Below are 12,052 nucleotides of genomic sequence, written 5' to 3' on the forward strand. Positions count from 1 at the left end.
GAAAAATCATCTCGCGATACTTCGCCTTAACTTTTTCTATTCAAATTTGATTCGCCGAGACCCACATCTTGAAAATGCTAAATTTGACCGTTTGTGATTAGAAAATCGATCAAATTCTCGTAAATTTAGCCGAGCCTTACCCCAGCAAAATTTCCTTCCTCGCTTCAAATTCCTCTTTGCTTATCGCGCCGCTCTCGTACAGCTCATAGAGGCGTCTAAGCCGCTCCTCAAGGTCTTGCGCGCGCAGCTTGTCCTTTAGCGCTTCTTTTTTCTGATTTCTCTCGACCGCCGCGCCGGTTAAACGCAGATCAAAGAGCCACCACACGCCCCAAAGCGCCCAAAATACGTAACCCACGATTGCCCAAGCTAGGCTATATCCGATGAAAAACAGCGCCATCATCGCAAAACCGCTCACGAATTTGCCCAGATAAAATCTATGCCCGCCAAACCAGCCCGTAAGCAGCCAAAGCGCGTAGGCTATATAAACGTTATCGCCCATTTTTAGCCCCCTTTCGCCCAGCGGCAAAGCTCTGCCAGAGTATGAGTACGACTCCGACGTCGATCATAACGTCTGCGAGGTTAAATATCGCAAACTCAAACCACTTGTGCCAATAAACGTAGTCCACGACGCCGCCGTGAACGAAGCGGTCGAGCAAATTTGAGCTACCAGCGCCCAGGATTATACCCGCTCCTAGCGCATGCTCCTCTAAAATTTCCTTTTTTTCGCCGTTTACGCTCAAATTTGGCTCCGTTTTTGCCGCGGTCTGCGCGTCAAATTTGCGCTTTAACCGCCAAAGCAGATAGCCGCAAACGCCCGCAATCAGCGCTAGTTGGATAAATTTGAGCCACTGCCCAAGAAACGCAAACATCGAAAACGCCACGCCGCGGTTATATGCAAGCACTAGCGAAAAGTACTCGCCCTGCCACGAAAAACCGCCCAAAAATATCTGCTTGACTGCCTGATCGAGCGCGAAAACGACGAAAAACGCCGCGAAAAAAACGCCTAAAATTTTAGCCATTTAGCGCTTTTACGAAAAATTTCTCAACCTCATCCATGCGGGTTTTTAGCGCGTCGGCACACTTGCCTTCAATCAAAAGCCTGATGAGGTTTTCTGTGCCAGAGTAGCGAAATAGCGAGCGGATACCCTCTTTTGCGAGGCTTGCTTCAAGCTCTTTTAGCCCTGCGATGCTCTCAAGCGGCTTTTTCTCGGTGATCTTTAAATTTAGCAAAATTTGCGGATACGGTTTTATCTCGCTTAAAATTTCGCTCGCTTTTTTGTCTTTTTTTAGCACCAGTGCCGCAAACTGCAGCGCCGCCACGAGCCCGTCGCCCGTTTTTGCGTAGTCGCTAAAGATGATGTGGCCGCTTTGTTCGCCGCCGAAATTCGTGCCGTTTTCTTTCATCTTTTCAAGTACGTATTTGTCGCCGACGTTTGCGCGCAGGAGTTTGATTTTGTGGGATTTTAAATAGTCTTCAAGCGCCGCGTTACTCATCACCGTAGCCACGACCGCGCCGCCTTTTAGGGCTTTGTTTTCTTGTAAAAATGCCGCCATGACGCCCAGCAAACTATCGCCGTTTGCCACCTCTCCGCGCTCGTCTACGACCACGAGTCTGTCGGCATCGCCGTCAAACGCAAAGCCTAAATCCGCCCGCAATCGCACAACTTCGGAGGCTAAATTTTGCGGATAGAGCGCGCCGCAGTTTAGGTTTATGTTGCTACCGTTTGGCTCGTCGTTTATGACGATGGTTTCGGCTCCCAGCTCGCTAAAGATAGTCGGAGCGACCCTGTACGCAGCGCCGTTTGCGACGTCTAAAACCACGCGCAGCCCGTGCAAGCTGAGATTTTTAGGAAATGAGTTTTTGATCTGCACGATATAGCGGCCGATGACGTCGTCGATGCGCTTTGCGGCGCCGATTTCTAGCATTTGCTTTTGCGATCTTTCGATAAGCGCGTCGTCAAAATAAATCTTTTCTATCTGCGCTTCGGCCTCTTCGCCCAGTTTATTGCCTTCGCTGTCGAAAAATTTAATGCCGTTATCGTAGTACGGGTTGTGCGACGCGCTGATCATGATGCCCGCATCACAGCGCATATCCTCGGTGAGAAACGCGATCGCGGGAGTTGGCATCGGGCCGATCTGGCGGACGTTGTAGCCCACGGCCGTGAGCCCCGCGACGATGGCGGTCTCGATCATGTAGCCGCTTTTGCGCGTGTCTTTGCCTAGCAAAATGGTGTTCGTATGCGACGCAAACTGTCTAAAATATATCCCCGCAGCCATAGCAAGGCGCATGGATGTTGCGGCGGAGAGTTTTTCGCCCGCTTTACCGCGAACGCCGTCGGTACCGAATAGTTTCATTATCTTTCCTTTTTTTAAAATTTCTACGGCCTTATCTCTTGAGTATGTTTAAAAGGGCTAGCAAAAATAAATGCTCACGGACGACCAGTTCGCTCCGCTTTATTTTTGCGTCGCAACTTTTAAATCTATCTCAAGATATAAAGCCTTATCAACTTTTTGGGCGGCAAACACTACTCTTTTAAATTTATGGTAAGATAAAATTTACCCGCCAAATTCCATAAATTCATTAAATTTCGGACCTATTTTATCAAAAAATATCCAAATTTAAGTTGTAAATTTCCTCGCTTTAAATTTTACTTAAATTAAGCGGATTTTAAAACTGGTTTTTATATAATCACGGACTAAAATTATGACAAAAGGGACATTATGGCAAACCATAAATCTTCTGAAAAAAGAGCCAGACAGACTATCAAAAGGACTGAAAGAAACAGATTTTACCGCACTAGGCTTAAAAATATCACTAAAGCCGTGCGCGTAGCCGTCGAGGCGGGCGATAAAGAAGCCGCGTTAAACGCGTTTAAAGTGGCAAACAAAGATTTCCACAGCTTCGTTAGCAAAGGCTTTTTGAAAAAACAAACAGCTTCTCGCCGCGTAGGACGCCTCGCAAAACTCGTAAACAAACTATCTGCTTAATCTAAATTTTTAATGTTAGCCGACAAACTGCAGCCTTTTTTGGATCGCTACGACGAGCTCTCTCGTCTGCTTAGCGATCCGTCTATCACAAACGATATCGCAAATATGACCAAGCTCTCCAAAGAGCAATCAAATTTAGAAGATATCGCCTCGGCTGCAAAGTCCTATCTGCAAACTCTCACAGATATCGAGGAGAACAAGGCTCTGCTAGATGACGCCGAGCTTGGCGAGCTAGCTAAAGACGAACTCAAAAATCTCGAATCCCAAAAAGAAAATCTCGAAGAAGAGATCAAAATTTTACTCCTTCCAAAAGATCCCAACGACGATAAAAACGTATTTTTAGAGATCCGTGCGGGTACGGGCGGAGACGAAGCGGCACTTTTTGCGGGCGATTTGTTTAATGCTTATGCGAGATATGCCGAGCTTCGCGGGTATAAATTCGAGATCGTAAGCCAAAGCGAGGGCAACACAGGCGGCTTTAAAGAGATTATTTTGCTAATAAAGGGCAAGGGGGCATACTCGAGGCTCAAATTTGAGGGTGGCACCCACCGCGTCCAGCGCGTACCCGAGACTGAAAGCCAGGGCCGCGTACACACCTCTGCAGTCACGGTCGCTATCATGCCCGAGGTCGAAGATAGCGAGATCGAGATAAATCCAAACGACCTTCGCATCGATGTTATGCGCAGCTCAGGCAACGGCGGACAGTCGGTAAATACGACCGACTCGGCGGTACGCATCACTCACATCCCGACCGGTATCGTCGTCACAAACCAAGACGGCAAAAGCCAGCATAAAAACAAAGAAGCCGCGATGAAGGTGCTAAAAGCGCGCCTTTATGAGATACAAGAAGAAGAGCGCCTAGCCAAAGAAACCAGCGAGCGCAAAAGCCAAGTCGGCACCGGCGACCGCTCTGGGCGTATCCGCACATACAACTTCCCGCAAAACCGCATCAGCGATCACCGCATAAATTTGACGCTTTACCGCCTTGATGCGATAATGGCGGCGGGACTTTTTGACGAGATTATCGAGCCGCTGATTGCGCATTATCAAGCTGAAGCGATCTCGGACGCCGATCTATAAATTTTAAAATTCACTCAAATTTCGGCATTTTTAACGCGATATTTTGTTAAATTTGGATGCAAATTTAATTCGAACGAAAAGTCGAGTAAAAACGCTCAAGCCAATCAAATTTACTAAACGCTAGGCTGGATAAATTTATGTAAATAGTCCAAAATTATCAAATTTTCAATCCAATACACCGTCAACACGCCAAAAAAATTGCATTTCGAAATAAAGCCAAATTTGGTGCTTGAAATCTGGTTTTGTCAAAATCGACAACCCGTGAACTCCTCAAATTTGACAACCTGAAGCAAGGCATTTAATTTATTACAAGCGGTTTTATAAAAAATTTGAGCGAAGTTTTGCGACAAACTATTCAAATTTAATGCCTGGAAATAATCTAAAAATTCGACGATAAAGCTAAAATTTAACCCGCGCTCGTATGTTTGCCGCATATTAAAGCTCGTTTTTTAGCAAGCAAAACAGCTTCACTTCGCTAGTTCAAGTATATTGCACGCGCGTTTGGAGCCAAGCTCGCAGGCCTTTTTGAGTCGCTCGCCCGATAGTTCAAAGCTCTGCGGAGCGACGTCGCCCTTTAGATAAAACACCGACTCCTCGTAGCAGCTCTCCACGCTCCCTGCGGTGCAGGCGTCTTTGTAGATCGCAAATGCCTTCGCCCCGTCCTTGTGGCCCGTTAGCCCTTTGGCGTAAAACTCCGCGGCAAAGTAGCATGCCAGCGCGTCGCCGCCCGAGCAGTTTTTTTCTAGCGCAGCGAGCGTTTTTTCGCAGCTTGCGGCGTCGCCTTTATTTATGCAGGCATTTAGCCCGACCTCGTCTATAGCGGCATTTGCGAGCACAACTGCGACGGCGAGTATCCAAATTTTCCTCATTTTTTATCTAGTTCCTTTAAATTTTTAAATCTATAAATCCCGTTTTTCACTCGCTCGAAAATTTTGCGATTTTCAAGCAGCTTGATGGTCTGCGTGACGGTGGGTTTGCTGGCGTCTGTCCGCTCGCAGATATCTGAAATCTTAACGGTTATAAAGCCGTTTTCGTCAGCATTTTGGGCTAAAAACAAGATGATTTCCATCTTTTTCTCGCCCAAAATTTGACCGAAAATCTCCCTCTCTAACTCTGTCATCGCGCCAATTTTATTTTTTGTATTCTAAGAGTTTTAGATATTTTTTTGCTATCGGATCGAGAAAAAAGGCATCGTATTTATCGCCCGGGTCATTTCCCATAAGTTCCGGTCTCATATTGTATTTATACATTTCTCGACCGTTTTCATTTTCATCTTCATGATATACGTAAAATGAGCCCTCTAGGATGACTTGTCCGAATTTACATTTTTTACTCTCGCTTTCTTCGTCAGACCATTCGTATTCCCACTTGTATATTTGACCTAAATTTGAATCTCCAACTTTTAAAAATATATTTTTGAGATGATTGCTGTTAGGCTCGTCCAGCATTAGTTCGCCGTATTCTATGCCGGTGTTTACGTCTCCGTCATATCCTTCGCCAAAGTCGTAATTTTTCCCCACGTAGGTTATTTTGCTACCGTCTGCCATAACAAAACCTTCGCCCAGATGACTATAGTTTTCATCCTCTTTGCGCTTGCTTGCCTCGGCTTCTAAGTATTGCATGCTGTTTTCATTGACGCAGTAGCTTAGTTTTAGCTTTACGATATCATTTTTATTCTTTTTTAAAAACGATTTTAACGCGTGCATAGACTTAACGTCTGACAAAAATATCTCGGCAGTATTTACCTCTTTGGCGCCTAAAAACGCGGCAAGCGCAAGCGATAAAACGATGATTTTTTTCATTTTTTACTCCTCAAAGTGATCCTAATTTTACTAAATTTTAGCTTATTTTACGGCTCTTGCGATACAATACGCCAAATTTAACAAAGGATCAAATTTGAAACTAATCAGCTGGAACGTAAACGGACTGCGCGCGGTCACCGCCAAAGACGGATTTGCTTGGCTAGAGCAGCATAGACCCGATTTTTTGGGCCTTCAGGAGATCAAGGTGCGCGAGAGTGACGTGCCTGCCGAGATTTACAAGCTCGGATTTAATGAAATCAGCGTAAATTCGGCAGCTCGCGCTGGGTACTCGGGCGTGATGAGTCTGGCCAAATTTGGCTCCGTTACGCAAAAAGCGGCGTTTTTTGACGACGACGAGGGGCGGGTTTTGGAGCATAGATTCGGCAACGTCGTACTTTTTAACATTTACTTTCCAAACGGCCAAAAAGACGACGCGCGCCTAGCCTACAAGATGGATTTTTACGCTAAATTTCTAGCCTACATCCAGGAGCTCGTAAAACAGGGCAAGGACGTGATATTTTGCGGCGACGTAAATACCGCGCACCGCGAGATCGACCTCAAAAACCCAAAAGCAAACGCCAAAACCTCGGGCTTTTTGCCTATCGAGCGCGCGTGGCTGGACGAGGTCGTCGCACGCGGCTTTATCGACACCTTTCGGCACGTGCGCGGCGACGCGGCGGACGCGTATTCGTGGTGGAGCTACCGCTTTAACGCTCGCGCCAAAAACGTCGGCTGGAGGATCGATTATTTTTTCATTTCATCAAACCTCAAAGACCGCCTAAAAGACGCGTTTATCCTGAGCGATATCACGGGCTCTGATCACTGCCCCGTCGGTATCGAGATCGATCTGGAGGGGCTTATTTAAATTTACTTTTTTTAGCGGCGAAGGTTAAATTTGAGCTAAATTTACGCTTTTTGTGGCAATCAAAATTTGGGTTAAATTTGGCTTTGGCGCAAGGTTTGATTTCTAAATTTGAGTGCAAAGCGTGTGTAACACGTAAAATTTAAGCCTCAAATTCTGCGCACTGCATTAAATTTAACTCAAAAACCCGTGATCAAAAAGGTGCGTGATTAGGATTTTAAAACCAAGTCCGACGAGGATCGCGCCGCCTAAAATCAGCGCCTTTTGCTCCAAAAACTCTCCCGCAAATTTACCGACGTAAAAGGCCGCAACGCTAAGCGCAAAGCAAGCTATCCCGATAACAGCGGCGCTAAAGTAGATGTCCGCGGCCGTAAAGCTCAGCGTCACGCCCACGGCTAGCGCGTCGATACTGGTGGCAAATCCGCCTGAGAGTAGCACCTTCGTATCAAGGCTCACGGCCTGCGCAGGCTCGTTTCTACAGGCCTCGCGGATCATCTTTACGCCCAAAAAGCCCAAAATAGTAAACGCGATAAAGTGATCGATCTGCGCGATAAATCTAGCAAACGCAGCACCCAAAAAGTAGCCCGCAAGCGGCATCGCCGCCTGAAAAAATCCAAAAACAAACGCAATAAATAAAATCTTTGATAGTGCGAGATTGCGGTATTTTGCGCCGTTTGCGATGCTAAGCGCCGCCGCGTCCATAGCAAGCGCGATAGAGAGAAGTAAAAGCTCCATTTCATCCTTTCAAAAAGGCTAATTTTAACTCAAAATTTGCCTCTTGCGGTTAATCTCGCTCAAATTTGCGGCTAAATTTGACGTCTGAAATTTGGAGCCAAACAGACGAGTGCGCCGTATAAATTTGCACTTAAATTTAGGTCCTAAATCATGGCACAAATTTTTGTGTTTTAAATTTGCAAATTTAGCCCGCCGTATCGTAAAGATGCGGGTAAATTCGCCCGCTCGAAGCCCAAATTTACCCGTTTAAAAGCTGAAATTTAATATCATAACCGCCGAATTTTACTTTAAGGAAAAAACGATGAAAAAAAGTTTGATCTTATGCGCGGTTTTGCTCACCGTTTTTGCTCAGGCTAATTGGCAAGAGACGCTAAATCAAGGCGCGCAGATACTGGGCGCGGCAAACTCGGACGACTACAAAAGCGCGGTTAGCTCGGCTCTAAATGCGGCCGTTAAGGAGCTATCAAACGGAGGATTTTTAAAAAACGCAACGGCTAAAATCCCGCTGCCAAAGAGCCTGGAAACTGCGGCAAATTTGGCTAAAAAAGTTGGCGGCGAAAAGTGGGCTAACGAGATGGTAACCTCGATAAATAACGCGGCAAGCGCGGCCGTGCCGGGAGCTGCGGACGTATTTTCGGGCGTGATAAAAAACATGAGCGACGCGGACGTGAAAAAGGTGCTAGAAGGCGGCAAGGACAGCTTTACGAAGTTTTTGCAACAAAACTCGAGCGAGAAACTGCAAGCCGTGTTTAAGCCGATCATTACCAAAATGATGAGCGATAATACCTTTGCCACGGCGTATAACGGGCTAAATTCGTTCGTCGCCGGTAGCGCGCTGATAAAATCGGACGCCGCAAAGCAGCTAAAAGGCATCGCAACTAGCATGGGCGCTGGCGAATACATCCCGCAAGAAAACGAGGATCTAAACGACTACATCACGCGCAAGACGCTAGACGGACTATTTAACGTGATGAGCGAAAAGGAAAGCTCGCTACGAGGCGGCGCCGTGGAGCAGGGCACGAAAATCCTGCAGGGAATTTTCAAGTAAAAATAAGGGAGAATAGTGAAAAATAGTTTGGAATTTCGCGCCGATGTGGGCATGATTTTTGTTGCGATAGTCTTTGGTCTAGGCTATCTGCCTACCTCGCTAGCGCTTGCTACTAACGGCGTTTTTGGCGTTTTGTTTTGGAGATTTTTGCTAGCGGCGATCATAGCCGGGGCGATATTTTATAAAAAGCTAAAAGACGTAAGCGCGCCTGATATAAAATCGGGCGTAATCTTGGGTCTGTTTTTGTTCGCGGGATTTGTCAGTCAGACTTTTGCGTTTAAGTACGCCGACACCTCGTCTGTGGCCTTTATCATCGGGCTAAACGTGGCTTTGGTGCCTTTTATCGCGGCGGGGCTTTTTAGACATAAAATTTACTCCTACGCGTATGTTGGCGTGGCGTTTGCGGTGGCAGGGCTTTATATGATAGGCGATACGAAGGTCGGCTTTGGCCTGGGCGAAATTTTGGCTCTGGTTTGTGCGTGCGCCTACTCTTTTCACATCGTTCTCACCAACCGCTTGGTGCAAAAATGCAACCTCGTAAATATGGTTTATTTTGAAATTTTGACCCTAATCGCGCTTTGTTTTGTGGCTATTTTGGTTTTTGAGGACGCTAAAATCGCTCCCGTCGTGGACAAGGCGTTTATCATAGCGATGCTAGTCGTGGGCGTACTGGGCACGGCGTTTGCATTTTTTGCGCAGGCCTTGATGCAAAAATTTACAACGCCCGTTAAAACGGCGATATTTTTCACCCTTGAGCCCGTAACCGCCGGAGCGATGGGCTATTTCGTCGGCGCGGAGGACATCAGCGCATATAGGCTTTGCGGCGCGGCGCTTATCTTGGTCGGAGTTTTGATCAGCGAGATAGGCAGCTACCTGCGCGCTAAAAAGGAAAATTTAGCCTAAATTTCGGCGAGCTTTGCTTAGTGTTTTGCTCGAAGTGCCGACCCGCCGTAAGATCAAATTTATCAAATCGCCGCCAAATTTACTCTCGCGGCGATCTTATCCCATTTAAATTTATCGTCGTTTGCCAGCTAGCAAGAGGGCGGCGACTTTTAATTTGACGCGATAAAGCCCGAATTTAGTCAAATTGCGTTAAATTTGCCCCTTAAATTTAGCTAAAGAAATCAGATGAAAAAATCAACCGAATTTAAGGCCGACTTCGCGCTGTTCGTGATCGCGGTGGTCTGGGGCGTGACGTTTTTGCCGATGGCGCAGACGCTAAAGACCAACGGCGTTTTTACGCTTTTGTTTTGGCGGTTTTTGATCGCAGCCGCGCTGATGTCGCTAATAAGCCTCAAATTTACGCGCAAGATCGACCGCAATTCGTTAAGATTTGGCGCATTTTTAGGCGCGCTTTTGTTCGCGGCCTTTACGCTTCAGACCTTTGCCCTAAAATACGCCCCAAGCTCTACTGTCGCCTTTATCACGGGGCTAAACGCCGTTTTTACGCCATTTATCGCGCTCGCGTTTTTCGGACAAAAGGTCGTGGTTTATGCCTTTATCGGCGCGTTTTTGTCGGCGACGGGGCTTTATTTTCTAACTGGCAGCGAGCTGGGTTTTGGCGCGGGCGAGGCGCTTAGCGTCGTTTGCGCGCTGGGCTTTGCGCTACATATCATTTTCACGGGTGTCTTGGTGCGCAGGTGTGAGCTTTACTGGATGGTGAGTGCGCAGTTTGCAGTTGTCGCGGCACTTTGTTTCGTTGCGGCGCAGATTTTTGAGCCTCGCGGCGTTGTGCCCGTTTTGGACGAGGCGTTTTTCGTCGCGGTCGCGGTGACGTCGATATTTGCGACAGTTTTGGCCTTTTTTGTGCAGACGGCGGCGCAGCGCTACACTACGCTCGTTAAAACCTCGCTCATCTTTACCTTTGAGCCGGTAAGCGCAGGGATCGTGGGGTACTTTTTCGGCGGCGAGATACTAAGCGGCGTGCAGATAGCAGGAGCCGGACTCATACTCTTTGGCATCGTCGTTAGCGAGGTGGGCAGCTACTATAAAAACAAAAGATCGCGGGAAGCGGGCTCGTAGTGGCGGCTAAATTTGACAAATCTAATCAAAGGAGCGAAAATGACGAAAGATCAGTGCTGCGTCCTAAAGCATTTGACGGCGGGCGAAACGGGTGGCTTTGAAAAAGCGGGCGAGCTGGGCGACGGCGAGTTTTTAGACTTGCTTATCGGAAAAGGGCTTATTTGGATGCTTGACTGGGCCGGCGAAGACGGCACGGGTGACGTGGGTAAATTTATCCGATCTAGGCTTGATGAGCTACAAAGCAGCGTGACACTAGAGTGCGATAAAATTTACACGAGGCTCGAAAAAGAGGCAAAAAAAGATGGTTTTGAGCGCGGCGACGCGAGCCTATTTTTGATGAACGAGTTTCAAAAGGCGCTCAAAAAGAGCGATTTTAGGCTATTTACTTTGGATCTGCATAACGACGCTTATTACCTACTCATAGCACACAAGGACGCCGAAAAAGACTTTAAGAAAATGGCAAAGCGCGAGGAGCTGTTTTGGGATATCGCACCGTGGGGCAAGCGTCGCAAAAGACAGATCCTTTACGTCATAAACTGCAAGTGCGGCGAAATGTCCGTATGGCAACTAGATGAGGACGAGTCATCGCCCAGGGATGAGGTTTGCGAAGTATGCGGGCGTGTGCTTTTCGATGCCGACGGCAACGCTAATCAGCCTTTGGAGAAGGAATTTATCTGATTTAGCTTTGCGGAGTCAAATTTTGCTTGTATCATCGTAAATTTGAGGTCAAATTTACGCCGCAGGCTACGAGTTAAATTTGATCCAATTTGACTCTAAAACGCCGAATCTACCGCCTTTTTACCGTGGTAAATATAAAAAAGCAAACCGAAGCAATGAGAATAATGCTAGCGCCGCTGGTTAAATTCGCCTCAAAGCTCAGCCACAGCCCACTCACGCAAAACGCAGCCGAGATGAGAGCGGCGTTTAGCATCATCGTGCCTAGGCGGCTCGAGACTGCGCCCGCGATGTAGGGCGGGATCGTGAGCAGCGCGATAACCAGGATGAGCCCGACCGCGCGTATCGTCATCACGACGCTTAGCGCCATCATGCACGTTAGCGCGTAGTATAGCAGCGTCGTGCGCACGCCGCGAAGCCGCGCAAACTCCGCGTCAAAGCTAAGCGCCTCAAACTGGCGGTAAAATAGCGCGACGGACGCGAGTATAACGCAGTTTGCGACCGCCATAAAAACAAGATCGCCCTGCGGCACGGCCAAAATCGAGCCAAAAAGATAGCTCATCAAATCGACGTTGTAGCCGGGTGCTAGGTCGGTGAGGATGATGCCAAACGCCATGCCAAACGCCCACAGCGCGCCGATGACGGAGTCCATCTTGCTCTTGTCTTTGAGCGTGATCGTGGCGATGAGCAGCGCCAAAAATACGGAAAACAGGCTCGCTCCAAGCAGCGGCTCGAGCGAAAAATAAAACGCGATGCCAAGCCCGCCGTATGCGCCGTGAGCGATGCCGCCCGCGATGAAAACCATACGGTTTATGACCGTGAGCGTGCCGATCACGCCGC

The 12,052-nt window shown here is 47.7% G+C and carries 15 protein-coding genes; 7 read left to right on the forward strand and 8 right to left on the reverse strand.

What is annotated here, in order from left to right; all coding sequences use genetic code 11:
• Positions 1 to 136 precede the first annotated feature (136 nt).
• Genes H740_RS00335 through glmM form a run of 3 tightly spaced genes read right to left on the reverse strand, consistent with a single transcriptional unit; the run spans position 137 to position 2,355 of the window.
• Positions 137 to 499 carry an NINE protein gene (locus H740_RS00335; RefSeq protein WP_002950273.1) on the reverse strand — a complete coding sequence of 121 codons (363 nt, stop codon included), beginning with the start codon at positions 497 to 499 and terminating at the stop codon, positions 137 to 139.
• Positions 489 to 1,019: a signal peptidase II gene (locus H740_RS00340; protein ID WP_002950274.1), complete on the reverse strand. Its 531-nt coding sequence runs from the start codon at positions 1,017 to 1,019 to the stop codon at positions 489 to 491. Before H740_RS00340 ends, H740_RS00335 begins: the two co-directional genes overlap by 11 nt.
• The gene (gene glmM / locus H740_RS00345) at positions 1,012 to 2,355 is read right to left on the reverse strand and encodes a phosphoglucosamine mutase (protein ID WP_002950275.1); all 1,344 of its coding nucleotides are present in this window, start codon (positions 2,353 to 2,355) and stop codon (positions 1,012 to 1,014) included. Before glmM ends, H740_RS00340 begins: the two co-directional genes overlap by 8 nt.
• Positions 2,356 to 2,721: 366 nt before the next feature.
• Here glmM and rpsT point away from each other — a divergent pair, with 366 nt between their 5' ends.
• The gene (rpsT, locus tag H740_RS00350) at positions 2,722 to 2,988 is read left to right on the forward strand and encodes a 30S ribosomal protein S20 (protein WP_002949506.1); all 267 of its coding nucleotides are present in this window, start codon (positions 2,722 to 2,724) and stop codon (positions 2,986 to 2,988) included.
• Positions 2,989 to 3,000: 12 nt separating this feature from the next.
• Positions 3,001 to 4,068 carry a peptide chain release factor 1 gene (gene prfA / locus H740_RS00355; RefSeq protein ID WP_002950276.1) on the forward strand — a complete coding sequence of 356 codons (1,068 nt, stop codon included), beginning with the start codon at positions 3,001 to 3,003 and terminating at the stop codon, positions 4,066 to 4,068.
• 467 nt (positions 4,069 to 4,535) lie between these two features.
• Here the strand turns inward: prfA and H740_RS00365 are convergent, their stop codons facing one another.
• From H740_RS00365 to H740_RS00375, 3 genes are read right to left on the reverse strand one after another with little or no spacing between them, the layout of a single operon-like run.
• Complete coding sequence (locus H740_RS00365) at positions 4,536 to 4,937, reverse strand: tetratricopeptide repeat protein (protein WP_002950278.1); 402 nt, start codon at positions 4,935 to 4,937, stop codon at positions 4,536 to 4,538.
• Positions 4,934 to 5,188 carry a MarR family transcriptional regulator gene (locus H740_RS00370; protein WP_034956765.1) on the reverse strand — a complete coding sequence of 85 codons (255 nt, stop codon included), beginning with the start codon at positions 5,186 to 5,188 and terminating at the stop codon, positions 4,934 to 4,936. Before H740_RS00370 ends, H740_RS00365 begins: the two co-directional genes overlap by 4 nt.
• Before the next feature lie 10 nt (positions 5,189 to 5,198).
• A complete protein-coding gene (locus H740_RS00375; protein ID WP_002950282.1) occupies positions 5,199 to 5,870 on the reverse strand; it encodes a hypothetical protein in 672 nt (223 codons plus the stop codon).
• A gap of 94 nt (positions 5,871 to 5,964) precedes the next feature.
• On the opposite strand from H740_RS00375, the gene H740_RS00380 reads away from it, so the two are divergent.
• Positions 5,965 to 6,735 carry an exodeoxyribonuclease III gene (locus H740_RS00380; protein WP_002950283.1) on the forward strand — a complete coding sequence of 257 codons (771 nt, stop codon included), beginning with the start codon at positions 5,965 to 5,967 and terminating at the stop codon, positions 6,733 to 6,735.
• A gap of 171 nt (positions 6,736 to 6,906) precedes the next feature.
• On the opposite strand, the gene H740_RS00385 is transcribed toward H740_RS00380, so the two are convergent.
• The gene (locus H740_RS00385; protein ID WP_002950285.1) at positions 6,907 to 7,467 is read right to left on the reverse strand and encodes a manganese efflux pump MntP; all 561 of its coding nucleotides are present in this window, start codon (positions 7,465 to 7,467) and stop codon (positions 6,907 to 6,909) included.
• 301 nt (positions 7,468 to 7,768) lie between these two features.
• Between H740_RS00385 and H740_RS00390 the strand changes: the two genes are divergently transcribed.
• From H740_RS00390 to H740_RS00405, 4 genes are all read left to right on the forward strand, one after another.
• Positions 7,769 to 8,515 carry a DUF4197 domain-containing protein gene (locus H740_RS00390; protein WP_002950288.1) on the forward strand — a complete coding sequence of 249 codons (747 nt, stop codon included), beginning with the start codon at positions 7,769 to 7,771 and terminating at the stop codon, positions 8,513 to 8,515.
• A gap of 15 nt (positions 8,516 to 8,530) precedes the next feature.
• On the forward strand, positions 8,531 to 9,418 hold the full coding sequence (locus H740_RS00395) for a DMT family transporter (RefSeq protein ID WP_002950290.1): 888 nt from the start codon (positions 8,531 to 8,533) through the stop codon (positions 9,416 to 9,418).
• A 225-nt stretch (positions 9,419 to 9,643) separates the two neighbouring features.
• The gene (locus tag H740_RS00400; protein ID WP_002950291.1) at positions 9,644 to 10,537 is read left to right on the forward strand and encodes a DMT family transporter; all 894 of its coding nucleotides are present in this window, start codon (positions 9,644 to 9,646) and stop codon (positions 10,535 to 10,537) included.
• Positions 10,538 to 10,576: 39 nt separating this feature from the next.
• Positions 10,577 to 11,215: a DUF6630 family protein gene (locus H740_RS00405; RefSeq protein ID WP_002950292.1), complete on the forward strand. Its 639-nt coding sequence runs from the start codon at positions 10,577 to 10,579 to the stop codon at positions 11,213 to 11,215.
• A gap of 109 nt (positions 11,216 to 11,324) precedes the next feature.
• On the opposite strand, the gene H740_RS00410 is transcribed toward H740_RS00405, so the two are convergent.
• Positions 11,325 to 12,052: metal ABC transporter permease (locus H740_RS00410; RefSeq protein ID WP_002950294.1), on the reverse strand; the 728-nt coding region annotated here is incomplete at its 5' end.

Source organism: Campylobacter showae CC57C, assembly GCF_000344295.2.
Classification (GTDB): domain Bacteria; phylum Campylobacterota; class Campylobacteria; order Campylobacterales; family Campylobacteraceae; genus Campylobacter_A; species Campylobacter_A showae_B.

Excerpts from the sequence above, each read along its gene's own strand:
- glmM (WP_002950275.1), bottom strand. The coding sequence starts at position 2,355 with ATGAAACTATTCGGTACCGACGGCGTTCGCGGTAAAGCGGGCGAAAAA.
- H740_RS00335 (WP_002950273.1), bottom strand. The coding sequence starts at position 499 with ATGGGCGATAACGTTTATATAGCCTACGCGCTTTGGCTGCTTACGGGC.
- H740_RS00405 (WP_002950292.1), top strand. The coding sequence starts at position 10,577 with ATGACGAAAGATCAGTGCTGCGTCCTAAAGCATTTGACGGCGGGCGAA.
- prfA (WP_002950276.1), top strand. The coding sequence starts at position 3,001 with ATGTTAGCCGACAAACTGCAGCCTTTTTTGGATCGCTACGACGAGCTC.
- H740_RS00340 (WP_002950274.1), bottom strand. The coding sequence starts at position 1,019 with ATGGCTAAAATTTTAGGCGTTTTTTTCGCGGCGTTTTTCGTCGTTTTC.
- H740_RS00375 (WP_002950282.1), bottom strand. The coding sequence starts at position 5,870 with ATGAAAAAAATCATCGTTTTATCGCTTGCGCTTGCCGCGTTTTTAGGC.
- H740_RS00365 (WP_002950278.1), bottom strand. The coding sequence starts at position 4,937 with ATGAGGAAAATTTGGATACTCGCCGTCGCAGTTGTGCTCGCAAATGCC.
- H740_RS00390 (WP_002950288.1), top strand. The coding sequence starts at position 7,769 with ATGAAAAAAAGTTTGATCTTATGCGCGGTTTTGCTCACCGTTTTTGCT.
- H740_RS00385 (WP_002950285.1), bottom strand. The coding sequence starts at position 7,467 with ATGGAGCTTTTACTTCTCTCTATCGCGCTTGCTATGGACGCGGCGGCG.
- H740_RS00370 (WP_034956765.1), bottom strand. The coding sequence starts at position 5,188 with ATGACAGAGTTAGAGAGGGAGATTTTCGGTCAAATTTTGGGCGAGAAA.
- rpsT (WP_002949506.1), top strand. The coding sequence starts at position 2,722 with ATGGCAAACCATAAATCTTCTGAAAAAAGAGCCAGACAGACTATCAAA.
- H740_RS00400 (WP_002950291.1), top strand. The coding sequence starts at position 9,644 with ATGAAAAAATCAACCGAATTTAAGGCCGACTTCGCGCTGTTCGTGATC.